This is a genomic window from Clostridium sp. 1001283B150225_161107_B6 (assembly GCF_015556325.1).
In the GTDB taxonomy this organism is placed as follows: Bacteria; Bacillota; Clostridia; order Lachnospirales; family Lachnospiraceae; genus Enterocloster.
Window position 1 is genome coordinate 183,855 of record NZ_JADNMD010000007.1, and the last position, 19,833, is coordinate 203,687.

The 19,833-nt window shown below is 46.3% G+C and carries 16 protein-coding genes; 12 read left to right on the forward strand and 4 right to left on the reverse strand.

The features are described 5' to 3' along the window. Window positions 1-94: 94 nt before the first annotated feature. From I2H39_RS17385 to I2H39_RS17395, 3 genes are read left to right on the forward strand one after another with little or no spacing between them, the layout of a single operon-like run. The gene (locus I2H39_RS17385) at window positions 95-2,953 is read left to right on the forward strand and encodes a glycoside hydrolase family 3 N-terminal domain-containing protein (RefSeq protein WP_195627114.1); all 2,859 of its coding nucleotides are present in this window, start codon (window positions 95-97) and stop codon (window positions 2,951-2,953) included. A gap of 59 nt (window positions 2,954-3,012) precedes the next feature. Then, window positions 3,013-5,466: a glycoside hydrolase family 3 C-terminal domain-containing protein gene (locus tag I2H39_RS17390; protein ID WP_195627115.1), complete on the forward strand. Its 2,454-nt coding sequence runs from the start codon at window positions 3,013-3,015 to the stop codon at window positions 5,464-5,466. Next, a complete protein-coding gene (locus tag I2H39_RS17395; RefSeq protein ID WP_195627116.1) occupies window positions 5,454-5,954 on the forward strand; it encodes a polysaccharide biosynthesis protein GtrA in 501 nt (166 codons plus the stop codon). The genes I2H39_RS17390 and I2H39_RS17395 overlap by 13 nt, the downstream gene beginning before the upstream one ends. Before the next feature lie 271 nt (window positions 5,955-6,225). Here I2H39_RS17395 and I2H39_RS17400 read toward each other — a convergent pair whose 3' ends face one another. The 3 genes from I2H39_RS17400 to I2H39_RS17410 form a co-directional block, all read right to left on the reverse strand. Then, the gene (locus tag I2H39_RS17400; protein ID WP_195627117.1) at window positions 6,226-7,398 is read right to left on the reverse strand and encodes a malic enzyme-like NAD(P)-binding protein; all 1,173 of its coding nucleotides are present in this window, start codon (window positions 7,396-7,398) and stop codon (window positions 6,226-6,228) included. 99 nt (window positions 7,399-7,497) lie between these two features. Next, window positions 7,498-8,898 (reverse strand): AbgT family transporter, encoded by a 1,401-nt coding sequence (locus tag I2H39_RS17405; protein ID WP_195627118.1) that lies wholly within the window; start codon window positions 8,896-8,898, stop codon window positions 7,498-7,500. 36 nt (window positions 8,899-8,934) lie between these two features. Next, the gene (locus tag I2H39_RS17410; protein ID WP_195627119.1) at window positions 8,935-10,101 is read right to left on the reverse strand and encodes a M20/M25/M40 family metallo-hydrolase; all 1,167 of its coding nucleotides are present in this window, start codon (window positions 10,099-10,101) and stop codon (window positions 8,935-8,937) included. 255 nt (window positions 10,102-10,356) lie between these two features. Between I2H39_RS17410 and I2H39_RS17415 the strand changes: the two genes are divergently transcribed. Next, window positions 10,357-11,115, forward strand: coding sequence for an FCD domain-containing protein (locus I2H39_RS17415; protein ID WP_195627120.1), 759 nt, complete (start codon window positions 10,357-10,359; stop codon window positions 11,113-11,115). A 57-nt stretch (window positions 11,116-11,172) separates the two neighbouring features. Here the strand turns inward: I2H39_RS17415 and I2H39_RS17420 are convergent, their stop codons facing one another. Then, complete coding sequence (locus tag I2H39_RS17420) at window positions 11,173-11,949, reverse strand: IclR family transcriptional regulator (protein ID WP_195627121.1); 777 nt, start codon at window positions 11,947-11,949, stop codon at window positions 11,173-11,175. A 235-nt stretch (window positions 11,950-12,184) separates the two neighbouring features. Here I2H39_RS17420 and I2H39_RS17425 point away from each other — a divergent pair, with 235 nt between their 5' ends. The 8 genes from I2H39_RS17425 (at window position 12,185) to I2H39_RS17460 (ending at window position 19,820) form a co-directional block, all read left to right on the forward strand. Beyond that, on the forward strand, window positions 12,185-12,397 hold the full coding sequence (locus tag I2H39_RS17425; protein WP_195627122.1) for a 4Fe-4S binding protein: 213 nt from the start codon (window positions 12,185-12,187) through the stop codon (window positions 12,395-12,397). Between the two features lie 19 nt (window positions 12,398-12,416). Beyond that, window positions 12,417-13,502: a 3-methyl-2-oxobutanoate dehydrogenase subunit VorB gene (vorB, locus tag I2H39_RS17430; RefSeq protein WP_195627123.1), complete on the forward strand. Its 1,086-nt coding sequence runs from the start codon at window positions 12,417-12,419 to the stop codon at window positions 13,500-13,502. A gap of 1 nt (window position 13,503) precedes the next feature. Next, on the forward strand, window positions 13,504-14,262 hold the full coding sequence (locus I2H39_RS17435) for a thiamine pyrophosphate-dependent enzyme (protein WP_195627124.1): 759 nt from the start codon (window positions 13,504-13,506) through the stop codon (window positions 14,260-14,262). After that, window positions 14,255-14,794, forward strand: a complete 540-nt coding sequence (locus tag I2H39_RS17440) for a 2-oxoacid:acceptor oxidoreductase family protein (protein ID WP_195627125.1) — start codon at window positions 14,255-14,257, stop codon at window positions 14,792-14,794. The genes I2H39_RS17435 and I2H39_RS17440 overlap by 8 nt, the downstream gene beginning before the upstream one ends. A gap of 38 nt (window positions 14,795-14,832) precedes the next feature. Next, window positions 14,833-16,914, forward strand: a complete 2,082-nt coding sequence (locus tag I2H39_RS17445) for an acetate--CoA ligase family protein (RefSeq protein ID WP_195627126.1) — start codon at window positions 14,833-14,835, stop codon at window positions 16,912-16,914. Window positions 16,915-17,231: 317 nt separating this feature from the next. Then, window positions 17,232-17,630, forward strand: coding sequence for a Rid family detoxifying hydrolase (locus I2H39_RS17450; protein ID WP_195627127.1), 399 nt, complete (start codon window positions 17,232-17,234; stop codon window positions 17,628-17,630). A gap of 2 nt (window positions 17,631-17,632) precedes the next feature. Further along, entirely contained in the window at window positions 17,633-18,223 is a 591-nt protein-coding gene (locus tag I2H39_RS17455; RefSeq protein WP_195627128.1) for a YitT family protein, read from the forward strand. Between the two features lie 34 nt (window positions 18,224-18,257). Further along, window positions 18,258-19,820 carry a BCCT family transporter gene (locus tag I2H39_RS17460; RefSeq protein WP_195627129.1) on the forward strand — a complete coding sequence of 521 codons (1,563 nt, stop codon included), beginning with the start codon at window positions 18,258-18,260 and terminating at the stop codon, window positions 19,818-19,820. Window positions 19,821-19,833: the final 13 nt, after the last annotated feature.

Below are 19,833 nucleotides of genomic sequence, written 5' to 3' on the forward strand. Positions count from 1 at the left end.
ACAGGGTGATATAATGTGGACACGAAACGAGTGCTGAATAAAGGGAATGCACAAAGTGTAAAAATCCACTAAGTAAAAAGCAGGAGGTATGAACATGATTAGTGTTGAGATGGAAGATGTCCTTGCAGTTCTTCAATTATGTAAACCCTACATAATTGGAATGATTGCGGCCGTCATAATTGGGATAGGGGTTATGATTGCGTGCCGTAAGATGTCAAGGGGAAGGCGCTTCTTTGTAAGGGGTAACGCGGTGATTGCCATGCTTCTGGTAATCATAGTGTGTGTAAACATGATTTGTTTTGGTCCCATGTCCACATTGATTGGATTGGCAACAGGAAACGGAACTGTAAGCGATGCCACGAATGAGGAATCTGCCCGGACAGCAGAGGAAATCATGGAAGAGGGAATCGTACTTTTAGAAAATGAGGGGATGCTTCCTCTTTCCGGAACACAAAAACTGAATCTCTTTGGCTGGGAAGCAGTTAATCCCGCTTATGGCGGAGCTGGATCGGGAGGCATTAATGACCTGTATGAAATCGTAAGCCTTGTTCAGGGGCTTCAAAATGCCGGTTTCACGGTCAACCAGGAGCTGCTTGATTTTTATGACAGTTACGGAACGGACAAACCGGAAATGTCGATTCAGAAGCAGAGCTGGACGCTTCCGGAACCGCCGGTTTCTGCTTATCCGGAGGGACTGATTCAGGATGCAAAGGAATTTTCAGATGTGGCGGCCATTGTGATTTCCAGGAAGGCAGGAGAAGGCCATAATGACATCCCTATGGATGTGAGCAAATCCTCTTACGACAATAATTCAGCGGATTACGAGGATTTTCCGGCGGGGGAGCATTATCTCCAGCTGTCCCAGACGGAACGTGACATGGTGGAGATGGTCTGCGCCAATTTTGATAAGGTGGTTGTAATTTATAATGGCGCCAATCAATTTGAGCTGGGATTTGTGGAAGAGTACGACCCAATCAAAGCTGTGGTATGGTGCCCTGGTACAGGCAATGTAGGATTTAATGCACTTGGTAAGGTGCTCAATGGGGAGATAAATCCTTCCGGCCGGACACCGGACACCTTTGTATACGATATGAAGTCAGCTCCATGGTGGAATAATGGGGAAAAGACTGCGTATGTGAATCTGGCAGATCTGGCTGTGGAAGGCATGAATGCAGGCAAGCCCCAGGTATTTGCGCCATCCTTTACCAACTATGTGGAAGGAATCTATGTAGGATATAAGTTCTACGAGACAGCAGCGGATGAAGGAATCATTGATTATGAACACACGGTTCAATATCCCTTTGGATATGGCCTGGGCTATACCACCTTTGAACAAAAAATGGGGGAGCTTAAGGAGAAAAATGGACTAATTGAACTGGATGTGACAGTAACCAATACAGGAGAAACGGCTGGTAAGGATGTGGTGGAACTGTATTTTAATCCGCCTTATCAGAATGGCGGTATAGAAAAGGCGACGGCAAATCTTCTGCAATTTGCAAAAACAGATTTGCTGCAGCCTGGACAGTCCCAGACCCTTACCCTGTCCTTTGCAGCGGAAGATATGGCGTCGTTCGATTATATGACAGAAAAGGCTTATGTGCTGGAAGCAGGTGACTATATCCTCTCTGTAAACAGCGATTCCCACAATATACTGGACCAGAAAGAATATCAGGTATCTCAGACAAAAGTATATAATCAGGAAGAAAAACGGGAGTCTGACCAGATTGCGGCCGTCAATGTATTCGATGAGGCGGCAGGGGATGTGGTCTACCTTTCCAGGGCAGACCGGTTTGCCAATATGGAGAAGGCAATTGCTGCTCCGTTAAATTTGGAGCTGAAAGAGCCATATCTGTCCGAATATCATCTGAACAGCACGTTTGATAAAACTACTTATTTAAACAGCAGTGATACCATGCCTGTCACCGGGGCAAAGAATGGAATGAAGCTGGCCGACATGCGGGGCGCTGATTATGATGATCCACGCTGGGAAACATTGCTAGACCAGCTGACCGTGGATGAGATGGCAGGAATGGTTGCCATGTCCGGATATCAGACACCGGCCATTGAATCTGTAGGCAAAATTGGCACATTGGATTTTGATGGACCGGCTGCTATCAACAACAACTTTACCGGGGTTGGCTCCATCGGATTCCCGATTGAAGTAGTAATTGCTTCCACATGGAATCAGGAGCTGGCAGGTGAATGGGGCAGCTGCATGGGTAAGATGAGCCGGGAGATGGGGGCCCATGGTTGGTATGCACCGGGGATGAATACCCACAGAACTCCGTTTGGAGCACGAAATTATGAATATTTTTCGGAGGACGGAGTACTGGCAGGAATGATAGGGGCCAGTGCAGTGGCAGGAGCTATGGACCAGGGTGTTTATTCCTATATCAAACATTTTGCCTTATATGAAGGCAATGGAAAGATGGTCAGTGTATGGTCCAATGAACAGGCAATCCGCGAAATTTACTTAAAGCCTTTTGAGATATCCGTGAAAAAAGGCGGAGCCAATGCAGTGATGGTGTCCTGGAGCTTTCTTGGACACAGATGGACCGGTGAGAACAGCAACTTGTTAAATACGGTACTTAGAGGTGAGTGGGGATTCCGTGGAATGGCGCTGACAGATTTCTTCCGCAACAACGGACATGGATTCATGAATGCGGATGCGGCATTAGCCAATGGCGTAGATGCCATGTTATCCACCTTTGACGGACCTGAGAATAATGTAGCGGACCGCAGTCATCCTACCTCTGTGAAACAGATGAGAAATGCCTGTAAAAATGTCATGTATACGGTGGTTGGAAGCTGGGCCTATGATGGTAAAGGGGCCAGTGTTGGCATGGAAACATGGAAGAAGGCAGTCATTGGTCTGGATGCGGTTCTAATAATTGGTTTGGCGGCTGTGGAGGCAATGGTGATAAAAGGCAGCAAAAAGCGCAAAGAGTCGTAAGAATGCAAGCAGGTATAAATATGCCTTAAACAGAGGAAATGGCTGGGGAGGGAAAAGGTTTGAAACATGCAGAATTGATAGGAAAAATGACATTGGAGGAAAAAGCGGCTTTTTTAAGCGGTAAAAACGAATGGCAGAGCCGGGATATTCCCCGTCTTGGTATTCCATCCATCTTTTGTTCAGATGGCCCTCACGGTATCCGCAGGCAGGCGGGGGCAGGGGACCACTTAGGGCTGAATCCCTCCCTGCCAGCAACCTGTTTTCCTACGGCCGCAACCGTGGCGAACAGCTGGGACGAAGAACTGGCCCAGGAACTGGGCGAGGCTCTGGGGGAGGAGGCGGCGGTACAGGGAGTCAATGTACTTCTGGGACCGGGGCTGAATATCAAGAGAAGTCCTTTATGTGGGCGCAACTTCGAGTATTTTTCAGAGGACCCATATCTGGCGGGAAAGATGGCGGCGGCTTATGTACGGGGAATCCAGAAAAAGGGCGTTTATGCCTGCCCTAAGCATTTTGCGGTCAACAGCCAGGAACTGCGCCGTATGGCCATGAATGCGGTGGTGGATGAGCGCACCCTGAGGGAGATTTACCTGACTGCATTCGAGATTGTCGTGAAAGAGGGGAAAGCCAAAGCGCTGATGACCAGCTATAACCAGATAAATGGAAGCTACGCCAACGAGAATGAACATCTGCTCAAAGAGATTTTGCGCGAAGAGTGGGAATATGAGGGGATGGTGGTGACAGACTGGGGCGGTTCCAATGACCATGTCCGCGGTGTATCCCTCCGCTCCAACCTGGAGATGCCAACGCCGGGGCTGGACTCTGCAAGGCAGCTTTTAAAAGCGATACAGGAAGGAATGCTTACCGAAGAACAGCTGGATATCTGTGTGGATGACTTAGTGGATGCAGTCCTGGAGCTAACAGCCGGAAGTTCTGTGAAGACGGCTGAAATCGACTGGACTGCCCACCATTCGCTTGCCGGACGGGCAGCAGCAGAAAGCATCGTACTGTTAAAGAATATGGCCGCTCCGGATCCGATTCTTCCGCTGAAAGAAGATTGCAGCGTAGCTCTGATTGGGGATTTTGCTATCCGCCCGCGTTATCAAGGGGCAGGTTCCTCCATGGTAAATCCTGCAAAAGAGGTGGAAACAATGGAGAAGATGATAGAGAACTATCCGGTTCATTGTGTTGGCTGCGCGGCGGGATATAAGCGGAACGGTGAGGTGGACGAAGCACTCAAAAAGGTGGCTCTGGACCTGGCGCAGAATGCCGATGTAGTGATTTACTGTTTTGGTCTGAATGAGATAAACGAGGCAGAAGGAATGGACCGCGGACACATGCGCCTTCCGCAGAATCAGATTGATTTCCTGGAAGCTCTTGTCAGGGTAAATCCCAACATTGTGGGAGTTTTAAGCGGCGGATCGGCTGTGGAGATGCCATGGCAGCATTGCTGTAAGGCAATCCTGCATGGATATCTGGGAGGACAGGCTGGCGCGGGTGCTATGATGGATGTTCTGACAGGCAGGGTGAATCCTTCCGGGCGTCTTGCCGAGACCTATCCCATCCGGTATGAAGATACTCCGGCGTTCCGGTATTTCCCAAGTGCAGAACGCAATTCAGAATATCGTGAAGGGCTTTATATCGGATACCGGTATTACGATACCAGCAGGGTGCGGGTACAGTACCCCTTTGGTTTCGGACTTTCTTACACCTCCTTTGAATACGGGAATCTGGAGGTAAGAAAAGGTGGGGTCAGGTTCTGTTTGAAGAACACAGGAAGCCGGGATGGGGCTGAAATAGCGCAGTTGTATGTGGGCTGTTGGGACGGGGCCGTATTCCGCCCGGAAAAAGAGTTAAAAGGATTTAAAAAAGTTTTTTTAAAGGCAGGAGAAACAAAAGAGGTAGTTATCCCATTTGATGATAAGACCTTCCGGTACTGGAACAGCCGGACGAACCACTGGGAAGTAGAGGGAGGAACGTATCAGATTCTGGTCGGAGCCTGTGTGATGGATATACGCTTAAGCGGCAGTATTACGCTTAAGGGAACCACAAAGGAGCTGCCCTATGAGGGCAGGAATCTGCCTTCGTACCGTACCGGATTTATCCAGAATGTGGCAAAGGAAGAATACGAAATCCTCCTGGGGTATCCGGTGCCTTCCGGAAAATGGTCGGGCGAGCTGGGATTCAATGACGCGGTCTGTCAGATGTATTATGCAAAGAGCGCACTTGCCAGATGGGTGTATAAAATCCTTACAGATAAAAAAGCGAAAAATGAAGCTATGGGCACACCGGACTTAAACCTGCTGTTTCAGTATAATATTCCCTTCCGTGCCATTGCCAAGATGACGGGAGGGCTGGTGAGCATGGATATGATCCGGGGAATCCTGCTTGTGATAAACGGACAATTCCTGAAAGGAATGAGGCAGGTCATAACAGGTTTCTTTGTCAATCGGAGAGAAAACAGACGATATGAGGCTGTTTTGACCGGAAAGGGAAAATCATGGAAGGAATAAGAAACTGGGTGAAGGCGCATCCGAACCTTTGGGAATTTATTCTGTTCAATCTGCTTTCCAATTGTGCTACGATTATCAACTTTATTGTGATGTGGCTATGTACAGGATTTATTTTTACAGCTTTTAATACCCGCCCGTTTCAGTTTTTCATCTTCCGCTATACAAACGTGGACCGTGATTTGGGATTGTGCGGATTTTTAAGTTTTCTGGTGGCTACAGCGGTTGCACAGACTGTAAACTTTTTTGTGCAGAAGAATCTGGTGTTTAAATCCAACGCAGCCTTTGGAAATGCAGTTCCCAAATATATGGTTCTGGCAATTGCTCTTGTGGTTATGTCGGCGGCGCTTCCGGCTTACAGCCAGACAACACTGATGGCTTTGGGGGTACCGGCAGCACTGGCACCTACTCTCGCCAATGTGGTGAACATTGTGGTGCAGGTAACGGTCAGTTTTCCGGCCATGAAGTTCTGGATTATGCCGGAGGGATGACAACAGGGAGTATAGTCTTAGCGATCCTTCTGCCAATATTAATAACTATAGAGGTACAGAATATCATAGAATCTTTTTGGTGCTGAGGACGGATAGATGTATGAATTATGATATAACAGCTCCACTCAAAGATATTCTAGATTAAAGAAAAAGGGGTAATTAAAGTGGAGCAACAAATGAGTGGCATTTATATACTATAGCGGGATAATGTGCTTCAGTCTATAAATGCCACATTTTTATAAAGGAGATAAGTGTAATATTGTAGAGTGTTTTATATACGGGCAACCCCGCTTTTTCTTGCCGCAGCAGCCACTGCGGCAGCTACCGCTTCCCCGACCCTTGAATCAAAAGCAGCGGGAATAATATAGTCTGAGGACAGTTCTTCATCTGTAATAAGGTCGGCCAATGCATATGCAGCAGCCATTTTCATTTCTTCATTAATATCGCTGGCACGGACATCGAAGGCACCGCGGAAGATTCCGGGAAATGCCAGTACATTGTTGATTTGGTTTGGAAAATCACTACGTCCTGTGGAGATGACCGCTGCACCGCCTGCTTTTGCCTCATCTGGGAAAATCTCAGGTGTCGGATTTGCACAGGCGAAGATGATGGCATCGTGATTCATGGTTTTTACCATCTCTGTGGTTACGGTACCAGGGCCGGATACGCCGATAAATACATCTGCATCTTTTAATATATCAGCCAGAGAACCAGTCTTTTTGTCCAGATTCGTGATTTGGGCCATTTCTTCCTTAATCCAGTTTAGCCCATCACGCCCGGCGTAAATGGCGCCTTTGCGGTCACACATGGTTATATCCTTAAAGCCGGCAGAAAGCAGTAACTTTGTGATGGCAATAGCAGCAGCGCCAGCGCCGGATGTAACGATTCTCACATCTTCCTTCTTCTTCCCAACTACCTTCAAAGCGTTGAGCAGTCCGGCCAGGGTAATGACAGCTGTACCGTGCTGGTCATCATGGAAGATGGGTATATCACACTTTTCCTTTAGTTTCCGTTCAATCTCAAAGCAACGGGGAGCAGAGATGTCCTCCAGATTAATACCGCCAAAGCTGCCGGATATCTGATAGACAGTCTCTACAAATCTGTCTACATTCTGTGTCTTGATACACAGAGGAATGGCATCTACATCACCAAAAGACTTAAAAAGGACACATTTTCCCTCCATGACAGGCATACCTGCCTCGGGTCCGATATCTCCAAGTCCGAGTACGGCGGAACCGTCCGTGATGACTGCGCAAAGATTATGCCGGCGGGTCAATTCATAACTTTTATTAACATCCTTTTGGATTTCCAGACAGGGTTCTGCGACTCCTGGTGTGTAGGCCAGAGATAGATCCTCTTTTGTGTCCACGGGAACAGTGGCTATCATTTCAATTTTTCCTCTCCATTCTCTGTGAAGGCGGAGGGATTCTTTTGCATAATCCATAATAATTCCTTCTTTCTGTGATTCTATCGTTTTGTAATTCTAATGGTTTAAGGTTTTATGCTTTCGTCATTTCGTTGTTATATAACTCTATTGTTTTTATCAAGACCAGCCGATGGTCTGCAGGAACATGATTGCAACAGCGCCAAAGGCCATTAATGTGCAAACATACGGTATGATATATTTCATCCATTTAATATAGTTCACGTTAGCAATCATGAGTCCGGAAGCAAGGACTGTGGACATAGGAGTTATGAAATTGGTCAGGCCGTCGCCTAACTGATAGCAGAGGGAAAGAATCTGACGGCTGATTCCAAGAATATCTGCCACAGGAACAAACAGGGGCATCAGCACCGGAATCTTAGCCAGACCGTTGGGCATCAACAGATTGAACAGGGATGTGAATATGAACATGCCAACTGCAGAACCTGCCGTGCCAAAACGTCCGATGAGCTGGACGGCTGCATTTGAAATGGTATTGATAATGCTGCTGTCAGAGAGCACCATTCCAGCCACACGGCCAAATCCTACCAACATACATACAGCCCCCATATCGCCGGCGCCTTTCATGAAGCGTCTTGCGAATTCGTTAGGAGTCCATTTGTGGACCAACGAGACGATGATAGCGGCTCCGAGGGAAAGTCCAATCAGATGTCCCAGGCCAAATCCCATGGATGCAGACCCAATAGCATAAATTACAAAAGGAAGAATCAGAAACAATACGGTAAGTACAGCCTTGGCACTGAGGGACTTTTTCTGTGAAAGGTCCAGTTCCTCCCCTTCTGCCATGTGTTCGGTTTCACCTATGATACTTAATGATGGGTTTTTTGAAATCTTTTTACAATAACGCATGGTATAGAAGATGCAGAATGATGTGATAATGACCCACAGGATGGCGCGTACAGCCAGACCGGACATGACAGGCAAACCGCACGCTTCCTGTGCCAGAACAATGATTCCTGTCGTAGGTCCAACAGCCTGTCCGCTTATGTATGGGAGATAAAAGATTGACATAGCGGCAATACGGTCCAGATTTAGACGTTTGACAAACAGCAGTCCGACGATGATAAATGTAATCATAGAATCATTGCCGGCCAGCGTTCCCATGAGGGAAATAAGTATCATGATGACTGGAATTAGAACCGTCATGCCCTTTTCCTGCAGACGCCACAGAGCATAGTCGATGATTTCCTCTACAGAATTACTGGAAATAATCATATAAATCATACCGCCAATGACCATGATTAATGCAAACATGTTGCCTGATTGCGCAATACCGTCATATAACATGAAAAGGGCGCTTAATGGACTAATTGGATTTTGGTCTACATAGTGGAAAGATTCCGGCAAAACAACCCCGGTTGCCGGATCAACATCATATACACCTGCAGGTACTATATAAGACATGATACATAAAATTATAATCAGGCTTATCATGATTAGCAATACATGGGGAAATGCCAATTGTCTCTTGTTTTTTGAACTGTCAGCAGCTTTATTCATATGAAAGACCTCCTTCAGGGTGAGTTTTATGGTGGATTACATGGTTGCCAGCAGAATACCAAGTAATTGGGTGCGCTCTGTTAATGTACGGATCAACATGTGTTCATCCGTGGTGTGGATATTATACATATAGGGTCCGAGGCCGTCCACCACAGGAACGCCCAGTTCAGAGAAGAAACCACAGTCCGCCGGATTGGAGGATTTTTCTTCAGGCAGTTCAAGTCCCATGAGTTCGCCGGCATGCCGGATTTTATCATATAGTTTAACGTTCTCCTCATTGCGGACCATAGCCGGGAATTCCATCTCAATTGATGTTTCAATGGTACAGCCTGGAACAATTCCCTGTTCTGGCAGATATTCCAGGACATCCTTTTTGGTGCGTTCAAATACTTCAGGAGAGTCAATGGGTACGCAAAAGGATGCCTCCGCATAATCAGCCACTACAACCGTATTTCCACCTCCGGATATGGGGGCCACATTATAGTTCATGCCAATACTTAAGTCGGAGCGGTCCGTCAGTTTTATGATGAGGTTTGCAAGCTCCCTGACAGCACTTGCACCCACGCCACCGTCAAGCCCGGCATGTGCGGCAATACCGTGAACTATGATTTTTCCCAGTGCCAAGCCGCGCCGTACAGTAAGTATTCCATTTTTATTGCGGGCAGGTTCAAAACAGATGGCAGCTTCCGCACCGGAGGATTCTTTTTTAAAAAGCTGCTTTCCTATGAGTGAGCCCACTTCTTCATCACAGTTAAAAATAATTACAATCTCTTTGTTGGGAAGCAGTCCTGCTTCTTTCATACTTTTTACCGCATATAGTATAGTTACCACGCCGCCTTTACAATCTGCTATTCCCAGACCATAGGCATATTCACCATCAATATGGAAGGGATGGTCTTCTACTCTATCATCAAAAAAGGCTGAGTCCAGATGGGCATTCAGAATGATTTTTCCATCAGGCGATTCCGGTTTCAGCCGTGCCACAATATATGTACCATATTCTTCAGAATCAATATGCTCAATATCGGCACCAATTTCCTCCAGCACATGGTCCACCAATTGAACAACCCTTTTGTTGCCCTCCACATTTCTGCTGCCGCAGTTGATTCCGCAGAATTGCTCTAGTAACTCCATCTGGGCTTCAAAACTTTTTTCCGCCCCTGTCTTTGCTGCAGCTACAATTTTTTGATAATCTTGTTCCATACCATTTTCTCCTTTTTATAATTGGTTTCGCTAAATCACTAGCTCACTTGTTCGCTATTTAATTATACGGCGTATAAATCATAAGTCAATAGGTCAATTAAAAAAATGACGAAAACTACAAAATAATAATTGGTATTTTGTGCAAAATACACATTGATTTATTACATATGGTGAGGAGACGGTTAAAGTTGGCTTGACAAATAATTCACCTATCTTATAATTAATTATGAAGACACGATACAAGGAGCGTTTGCAGTGGAAAAAAATAAAAAGATAAGAAAGATGTCCGCGCCGGATTTGGTATGCGAGAGGATTCAGGAAATGATTGCCCAGGGAAGCTGGTCCTATGACCAGAAAATTCCTTCTGAAAATGAGTTGGCTGAAAGTTTTGGGGTTAACCGTCTTACGGTACGGATTGCGTTACAGAAATTGAATACATTAGGCATCCTGGATACCAGGGTGGGTGATGGTACATATGTGAGGCACTTTAATTTTGACCAGCATATTGAAGATATTGCAGAGTTTTATATGACACCAAAACTTTTGGATGATGTGTTTGAATTCCGTGTGATGATTGAGGTTGAGAGCGCCAGGCTGGCCATTCAGAGATATACCCCGGAAGAACTGGAGGACTTAAGAAAATATGCAGAACAGTTTGAGACGGCCTTTGATACATTTTTTCAGCTCCAAAAGAAGTCAAAAAACCTTCAGGAGATTCAGGACGCTTATTCCGTAGTCAATGATATGGACATTGCTTTTCATAGGCAGATTTGTGTTATGTCACATAACGATTTAATACTACACGCCTTCTCAGTGGCCAAACCTGCAGTACGCACATATATGGAGAAGGTTGGGTGGGACAGGATACCTAACATCATGGATGGAAAGGTGAATACGAGTGCCAGACATCACTGGGATATTTATAATGCTATAAAGAGTAAAGATTTTGAGACCTGCCGCAGGTTGTGTACAGATATGCTGGATTATCATATATTAGAGCCGCGGACACTTTAAAGACAGGGGTGAAGGAAAGCAATAAGCTTTCTTTCGCCCCTGTCCTTTTTCTTCCATTTATCTTACGGCATAACCCAGGAGGTTGGATAATTTGCGGCCGGAAGAGAGTACCATACTGCTGATTTCCTCCTCCTCCTGGGATGTAAGGCTTGAGCCGCTGACGCTGATTGAACCGATGGGCCTGTTGGAAAAGTCCATAATGACTGTACCTACACAGAACACATGGTACTCGTTTTCCTCCCTATCCAGGGCATATCCCCGCTGGCGGGTCAGACCGATATCCTGAAGGAACATCTGCAGGTCCGTCAGTGTGTTTTCCGTCAGTGGCTGGATATTCATCTTTTCCCACTTTTCGATTATTTCCCCGTTGGAATAGGTGGACAAGAGAGCTTTGCCAGCACTGGTGCTGTACAGGGGCGAACGGTGGCCGACACTGGTATATACGGAAAAGGACATAGCCTCTTTTCCGATGCTCTGAAGGCATAAAAGCTGGTTGTTATCCTCTACTGAAAACTGGGCAATACGGCCACTTCTGTTATTTAGGTCTACGAGAGTGGATTTAATCAGGGACAGCTTATCCAGATTTTGGACAGCATTCAATCCCACCTCATATGTCTTGAGGGTCAGGGAGTAATCTCCGTTCTTCTCATTTTTTGCAAGATAACCATTCTGCACAAGGGTGTATACAAGGCGTGAAAGAGATGCCTTATTTACCTTTATTTCCTTATTTAGTTCTGCAAGGCTCATACTGTTGACACGTCCTATTGTTTCCAGAATCTGAAAGGCCCTGTCCACAGCCTGTATAGTCTCTATCTTAACTGCTCCGTCTGACATTGTGAATCCTCCTAATAAATAATAAGTATCGTATTTTGATACAGTCGTTACAGTATTTATACTCTATTATAGGAGAAAGTTTATATATTTGCAAGTAAAAAAAGATAAATGAAATTTAGTATCAATAAAATAAAAATAGTACTTGAAAAACAATATAAAAGATGATATTATGAAATTACAAATTAAAAAGTGAAACGAAATAATAAAAAATGTAACAAATTAATAGGAGGTAGAAATGGCAAAAGCAAAAGCAACGGCAGATGTAAATCTCTGCAAAGGATGTCGTCTCTGTGTGGGTGCCTGTCCTGTTCAGGCGATTGAGCCACTGGGAGAGATTAACAAAAAGGGGTACGAAATCATTCGCATTCATGAGGATGCCTGTATTGGCTGCGGGCGCTGTTACACGATTTGTCCGGATTATGTATTTACCATTAGCACTGTAGATTAACAGGGGAGGAAAAAGAGACATGGGTGAAAAATTTAGGCTTATGAAGGGTAATGAAGCGATTGCTGAGGCTGCACTGAGGGCCGGCTGCCGCTTCTACGCAGGATATCCGATTACACCTCAGAGTGAGATTCTGGAATATATGTCGGCTAACATGGCTGATCGGGGTGGTGTTTTTGTTCAGGGTGAAAGCGAGATAGCCAGTATGAGTATGCTGTGGGGCGCGGCTGCCTGCGGGGAGAGGGTTATGACCAGCTCTTCAGGACCAGGATACGACTTAAAGCAGGAGGGTATTTCCTATCTGGCATCCTATAACTTGCCTGCTGTTCTGGCTGATGTCATGAGATATGGCGTGGGTGACGGTGAGATTACCGAGGGACAGGATTCCTACTGGGAGGCTGTGCGCGGAGGCGGACATGGTGATTCCAGGCAGATTGTACTGACGCCTGCATCCGTGCAGGAGTGTGCCGACCTTACATATCTGGCATTTGACCTGGCGGAGAAATACCGCACAGTTGTTATCATCTTAAGTGACGGCGGTATCAGCCAGATGATTGAGAAGGTGGTCCTGCCGGAAGCAAAGGAGCATGACAAGGATAAGTTTGACTGGGCTATTAAGGGCTGTAAAAAGCTTGATGAGCCGAAGGTTAAAGTGACCAATCTGGACCGCTCCATGAACTATGCAGACTATGACCACATGGTTCAGGCTAAGTTCAAGGAGATGCATGATAATGAGCAGCGGTGGGAGGAATTCATGATAGACGACGCAGAGCTGGTTCTGGTGGCATATGGAATTTCATCCAGGATATGTAAGTCAGCTGTCCGCCGTGCCAGGACACAAGGCCTTAAATTAGGGCTCATCCGTCTTATCAGCGCATGGCCATATCCGGAAAAGGCATTTAAGAATTTACCGGCCAGCGTGAAGGCTCTTGTTTCGGTTGAGATGAGCCTGTCCGCACAGATGGGCCAGGATGTTTGTCTGGCTACCAGATTCACCCTGCCTGTATATGCCTATCTGACATCCAAGTATGTTCCGAAGACACAGGGAATCGTGGATTACTGCAAACGTGTACTCGAAGGAAAAGAAAAGGAACTGGAGGTTTACTAATATGGCTGTTAAGTTAACAAAACCGGAAATGATTAACCAGCAGGTAGGCTGGTGCGGCGGCTGTGGACATGGCATCATCCAGAGGCTGATTGCGGAATGCTGTGAGGAATTAGGAATCGTAGAGAAAACCGTGCAGGTAGTGGATATAGCCTGTGCTTACTGGTCTATCGACACTTTGAACTGTGACGGCATTGCAGGGCCGCACGGACGGTGTGCTGCTGTTGCCACAGGAATTAAGAAGGTACGCCCGGAGGCCAATGTCTACGTACATGCAGGTGACGGATGTTCTTATGTAATCGGACTTTCAGAGACATGTTTTGCTGCCCAGAGAAATGTTCCCATTACCATGATTGTGGTAAATAACGGAATCTTTGGTATGACAGGAGGACAGATGTGCCTTGCCACCACCCTGGTAGGAGATAAGACCACCAGCAGCAAGAAGGGAAGGGACGACCGTGTTGCAGGCGAACCCTTTGATATGCTTAACATCATCAGTCAGTATCCCATTGAATACGCTGCCCGTGGTGCCCTGTATGACCCCCAGCATATTAATGAGACAAAGAAGATGATTAAGAAGGGTTTTGAGAACCAGAGGGATAATAAGGGATTTTCCATCATTGAGGTCCTGTCACCCTGCCCTACCAACTGGAAGATGACTCCGGTTGACGCAATGAAGAAACTGAAAGAGGAAAATGAAAAGGTATTTCCGGTAAAGGTGTACATAGATCATACAAATAACGGGGGTGTGGCAAATGGCTGATATAATGTTTGCGGGAATCGGCGGTCAGGGAGTTCTGACAGCCGGAAAGGTTTTGATTCAGATTGCTGCTGAAAACGGAAAAAATGTGAGTTGGACCAGTGAGTATTCCGCTGAGATGCGCGGCGGTATTGCGCTCTGCCGTGTGGTTGTTTCAGACGAGGAGATCGGCAGCCCTTATCCGGATACCCTGGATGTGTTGGTGTGTATGAACGAGGATGCATACAATACATATATTGACCAGGTGGCGGATGGCGGAAAGGTCATCATCAACAGTTCGCTCTTTAGCGACAGAAAGTATCCGGAACATATAGAGGTCATAGGGGTTGATGCCATGGGAATTTCTGCTGACCTGCACAATGCAAAAGGGGCAAACCTGGTCATGATGGGAGCCATGATTTCAGCCACCCGGATGATGGATAAGCAGCAATTTTCCGATACCCTGAAAGACTATTTTGACCATAAGGGTATACCAAGCGGGAAGAACGTGCAGTGTTTTGAGGCGGGATACGAGAAAGCGGAGAAGGTCTGCTGATTTAGCTGTGTATAGATTATGGGAGGAAGGGTTTTGGCATGAATCTTAGAAAATTATTAAAACCAAGAACCATTGCGATTGTAGGTGCCAGTGAAAAGGCTGGCTTCGGCGGTGATACGACCAGGAACTACCTTAAATTTTCAAGGAATTTAGATAAACTGTATCTGGTGAATCCCGGAAGAGATACCATATTCGGGCATCGAGCCTATCACTCCCTCTCGGAGATAGAGGGGGACGTGGATCTGGTCATCCTGTGTACGCCTCAAAAAACAATCATTCCTTTGTTGGAGGAGGCTGCAGGTAAGAACTGCGGCGGGGCGGTGGTGTTTGCCAGCGGCTACAGCGAAGTGGGGCCGGAGGGCAAGGAGCGCCAGAAGGAGTTGGTGGAGGTTGCGGACCGTCTCGGTATTGCGGTCATGGGGCCAAACTGTGCAGGCTTTGCCAATTTTGTGGATGGTATTTTTGCTTTTGCCTTCTTAGTGGAGGAGCGTGAGCGCAGGGGAAACATCGGCATGATATCACAGAGCGGGCAGATTGTCCTTGGGGGACTGGACAGTCCCAACATGGGTTTCAGTCATGTGATTTCATCCGGTAATTCCTGCAATGTGAAGGTGGAGGACTATCTGGATTTTTTGGTGGATGATGAGGATACCAAGGTGGTGGCTGCCTATATGGAGGGAGTAACCAGACCGGATAAGCTGGTGGCCACCTTCCAGAAGGCTGCACTGAAAAGAAAACCTGTGGTGGTATTAAAGACAGGACGTTCCAGCAAGTCACAGGAGCTGGCAGCTTCTCATACCGGTTCACTGTCAGGAGCTGACAAGGTACTTCGGGCCGTGTTCAAACGGTACGGTGTGGTGGAAGCCAGCGATTTGGAGGAGCTTATGAGCCTTGCAGCCGCATTTTCGTGGCTGAGGGAGCTGCCGAAGGGTGAACGATGTGTATTTATGAATGTGTCAGGAGGCGAAGCCGGCGTAATGGCGGACCTGGCTGAGGAATACGGAATCACACTGGCAGAAATGGGACAGGAGACAAAGGATTATCTGCGCACATTGGTGCCTGATTACGGTTCCGTAAATAACCCCTTCGATATGACGGCAGGTATAGGTTACAATACCCCTGTCATGGTTCAGGCCATGGAGGCTATTTCTAAAGATGAAAATGTGGATGCCATTGTGGTGGCTTATACCATTACTCCGGAGATTTGGGATGATACTATCTCCCACATGGTGGAGGCGGTTTCCATCGCACGCCGGCAAGAGAAATTAAAACCGGTATTCTGGATTCCATTTATCGAGCATACAAGGCACCAGGAAAGTGCGGATGCGTTAAAAGCTTCAGGAACCCCACTACTTCCCACTGGCAGGTATGGGTGCAATGCCCTTAAGAAGATGCTGGATTTCGCGGTCCATACATTTGAACCTATGACGCCTGCTATCCCAGAGAAGAGGCATGCTGTTTCCCACAGCCTGAGTGAATTCGAGAGCCTGAATTATCTGAAGGAGCATGGTGTGCCGATTCCCCCACAAGCAGTTGCTGCAACGGCTGACGCCGCTGTGGAGGCGGCCGGGAAGTTAGGGTATCCTCTGTCTGTGAAAATTCACTCAAGAGACATACAACACAAGTCGGATGTGGGCGGGGTAAAGTTAAATATAAAGAATGAGGCAGAACTGCGGGCTGCGTTTGACACAGTTATGGAGAATTGCGCTGCCAATGCCCCCAAGGCAAAGCTGGAAGGCGTTCTTTTAAAACCCATGCTGAGGCCGGGGACGGAAATGATTATCGGTGTCAACAATGACAAGGATTTTGGCCCCATGATTATGGTAGGAATGGGCGGTGTGTTTGTAGAACTGTTTAAGGATGTGCAGCTTGCGCCGGCACCTCTCACCCAGAGCCAGGCTGAGCGCATGATAGAGAATCTGGCCTCCTATCCATTGTTAAACGGCTACCGTGGAGGCGCTGTCTGTGATAAGGCGGCACTGGCGGGACTCCTTGTTAAAATAAGCCAGATGGCAGCAGAGGGCAAGGACAAGGTAAAGGAGTTGGATATCAATCCCGTTTTCATTACGGAAGATGGTGCGGCTATTGCGGATGCCTTACTGGTCGTCTATGATGACTGATATGTATAACAATTAGCCTAATAATTGGCTCTATGTGAATATGAATATGTAACCGGAAACAGGTATGCGCGGAGAAATTTATCGTGGATACCTGTTTTTGGTGCTATTTTCTAAAAAAAACCGCCAAAGTGAAAGTATATTGGACAATATTGCCTAAAAAAGTAATGATATTTAGCCATAATGAACAATATTTTTATAATATGAAACATAATATTGACATTATAAATAAATAATCGTATTATACTTAATATAAATGCAAAAAATGAAATGATAAATAAAAAAATGAAACACAAAAAAATAATATGGAGGGGGAAAGAATGAAAGTGAAACTAGAGGAATTAATCAGCTCAGAGGCATCTCCGGCATTAGGGCCATATTGCCATGGCCGTAAATATGGAGATATGATTATTACGTCCGGACAGATACCACTTACAAAGGATGGAAAATATGTTTATGAGATTAAAGAGGCTACAACCCTGGTTTTAAAGAATCTGCTCAGCATTGTAGAGGCAGGTGGGGGAAGCAGGGAGAGCGTTGCCAGGGTGGATGTCTATATTAAGGACCTGAAGGATTTTGACCAAATCAATGAGGCATATAGAGCGTTTTTTGGAGACCACAGACCTACACGCGTATGTGTGCAGGTGGCTGCACTTCCAGAGAATGTACCATTAGAAGCTTCCATGATTGCGTTTGCAGAGGGGAACGCGAAGGAGTAGTAATGAAGGGAACAGCAAAAGAACTGGCAATACTGGCGGCAGGATGTATACTATATGTGTTATCCACCATTCTGATTAATCCGGTGGATATTGTTCCGGGAAGTGTCCTTGGGGTATCGGTCGTTGCCAATAGTATTTTGGGCGTGTCCATAGGAACTGTGAATATGATTTGTAATATTCCGATTATGATTTTCTGTACCATGTGTTTCGGAAAAAAGATACTGATTTATACAATCATGATTATAGTCAGTACCTCTGTCATGATTGACTGGTGGCTTCCATATTTTCCAGCTGTGCTTGTACAGCACGGACTGCTGCTGGCAATTCTTGGAGGGATTCTCATGGGAATCGGCGCGGGGCTGTTGATGCGGGCCGGTGGTACTATGGGAGGGACAACTGCCATTGGGAGAATCCTTGAGAAAAGAAATCCGAGGCTGAATATGGGGAATACATTGTTCGTTATGGATACAGCCATTATTGTTGTGGGTTCGGTTCTGCTGAAAAGTTTTACAGGGTTGTTATATTCGGTTGTCTATACTCTGGTATGTTCTAAGGCAATCGGAATGATTTATTCCTGTAAAAGGGCGCATTGACAAAGTGATTATATAACAGGAGGGGTTATAGAACATGGATAATAAGACAAACGATAATCGAAAGATAAATAAATGGGCGTTCTGGCCGGCAATTATTATTCTGCTGGCATTCATTTTAGCCGGTGTGCTGTGGACGGAACAGGTTGGAGCCGTCATGACAAAGCTGCTTTATGCAATGGCGGATTACTTCGGGGCTTACATAAACCTGCTGTCACTTACATTTATCATTCTTGCTGTTGTATTTTTGATTGGAAGATACGGCGATGTGGTAATTGGCGGCGAGGATGCCAAACCGGAATACAGCATGGCTTCCTGGTGCGCTATGTCTATCTGTTCAGGTATCGGAACAGGGCTTCTGTTCTGGGCCATGGGAGAACCTATCTTCCACTACATGTCAACTCCGGCGGCCATTGGAGAGCCGGCTACCAGAACCGCAGGCATCTTTGCCGTGGCCCAGGCCATGTGGGACTGGAGTTTTGTACAGTACTGTATGTATGCAATTTGCGGAGCTGCATTTGCAATCGTCTGTTATAACCGCAGAAAGAGCTTATCCTTTAATTCCATTGTGGAATGTGCTACAGGCAAGAAGAGACCATGGTTAAACACGCTGGTGACAGCCGTTGTTATATTCTGCCTTATGGGTGCCACATCTAACTCCATGGGTGTGGGACTGATGCAGATTGGCGCAGGACTTGAGGCAGCGTTAGGCATACCGCAGTCCGCAGTGACCTGGCTTTTTGCGGCCATTTTTGTCACCACCATATTCATTCTTTCCTGTGTTTCCGGTATAGGAAAGGGACTAAAGCTGGTATCATCCGCCTGTATGTATTTCTTTTTCTTCCTGCTGGCCTATGTATTCATCTTTGGAAATACAGAATTTATCACAAAGATTACTTCAGAGTCAATTGGTTTTATTGTGGACCATTGGGGAACACAGACCACTATGGCTAACGCAATGGCTGCTAATGACAAGTGGTTTGCAGACTGGATTGTTCAGTACTGGGCTTCCTTTATCGTATATGCACCTGTTATCGGTATGTTCCTTGCACGTATGGGCAGAGGCCGCAAGGTCCGTACTTTCATGCTGGTTCAGATTCTTGTACCGTCCATTTTCTGTATTCTGTGGATTGGCGTATTTGGCGGACAGACTATTTATCTGCAGACATCAGGAACTCTGGATGTTTGGGAAGCAGTGAACAAGTCCGGTATGCAGGCAACTGTATTCCAGATTATAGGGACACTTCCTTTCAGCAAGATTATTACTATTTTATTCCTTTGTACCGTAACTTTGAGTTTTTGTACACTGGCCGACCCCATGGCGTCGGTTGCGGCAACCCTGTCGGTAAATGGACTTTCAGCCGAGGATGAACCACCTAAGAAGCAGAAGATATTAGTTGGCTGTATTTTGGGAGGTACCGCATATACGCTGGTTGCCACAGGAGGCATCAATTCCGTTAAGGGTATGTTCACTCTGGTGGGCCTTTTACAGAGCATTGTACTGATTATGTGCGCCATTGTATTGTTCCGGTATGCGAAGAAATGCTATTACCTGAAAAACTCCGGTTATATTGAGACTCCGGAAGATGTGGAGGAATAATTGCCTGATTGAA

What these genes read in the sequence shown, in the direction of transcription:
- I2H39_RS17385 (WP_195627114.1), top strand. Translation starts at nt 95, where the DNA reads ATGATTAGTGTTGAGATGGAAGATGTCCTTGCAGTTCTTCAATTATGT.
- I2H39_RS17395 (WP_195627116.1), top strand. Translation starts at nt 5,454, where the DNA reads ATGGAAGGAATAAGAAACTGGGTGAAGGCGCATCCGAACCTTTGGGAA.
- I2H39_RS17400 (WP_195627117.1), bottom strand. Translation starts at nt 7,398, where the DNA reads ATGGATTATGCAAAAGAATCCCTCCGCCTTCACAGAGAATGGAGAGGA.
- I2H39_RS17405 (WP_195627118.1), bottom strand. Translation starts at nt 8,898, where the DNA reads ATGAATAAAGCTGCTGACAGTTCAAAAAACAAGAGACAATTGGCATTT.
- I2H39_RS17410 (WP_195627119.1), bottom strand. Translation starts at nt 10,101, where the DNA reads ATGGAACAAGATTATCAAAAAATTGTAGCTGCAGCAAAGACAGGGGCG.
- I2H39_RS17420 (WP_195627121.1), bottom strand. Translation starts at nt 11,949, where the DNA reads ATGTCAGACGGAGCAGTTAAGATAGAGACTATACAGGCTGTGGACAGG.
- I2H39_RS17425 (WP_195627122.1), top strand. Translation starts at nt 12,185, where the DNA reads ATGGCAAAAGCAAAAGCAACGGCAGATGTAAATCTCTGCAAAGGATGT.
- vorB (WP_195627123.1), top strand. Translation starts at nt 12,417, where the DNA reads ATGGGTGAAAAATTTAGGCTTATGAAGGGTAATGAAGCGATTGCTGAG.
- I2H39_RS17435 (WP_195627124.1), top strand. Translation starts at nt 13,504, where the DNA reads ATGGCTGTTAAGTTAACAAAACCGGAAATGATTAACCAGCAGGTAGGC.
- I2H39_RS17440 (WP_195627125.1), top strand. Translation starts at nt 14,255, where the DNA reads ATGGCTGATATAATGTTTGCGGGAATCGGCGGTCAGGGAGTTCTGACA.
- I2H39_RS17445 (WP_195627126.1), top strand. Translation starts at nt 14,833, where the DNA reads ATGAATCTTAGAAAATTATTAAAACCAAGAACCATTGCGATTGTAGGT.
- I2H39_RS17450 (WP_195627127.1), top strand. Translation starts at nt 17,232, where the DNA reads ATGAAAGTGAAACTAGAGGAATTAATCAGCTCAGAGGCATCTCCGGCA.
- I2H39_RS17455 (WP_195627128.1), top strand. Translation starts at nt 17,633, where the DNA reads ATGAAGGGAACAGCAAAAGAACTGGCAATACTGGCGGCAGGATGTATA.
- I2H39_RS17460 (WP_195627129.1), top strand. Translation starts at nt 18,258, where the DNA reads ATGGATAATAAGACAAACGATAATCGAAAGATAAATAAATGGGCGTTC.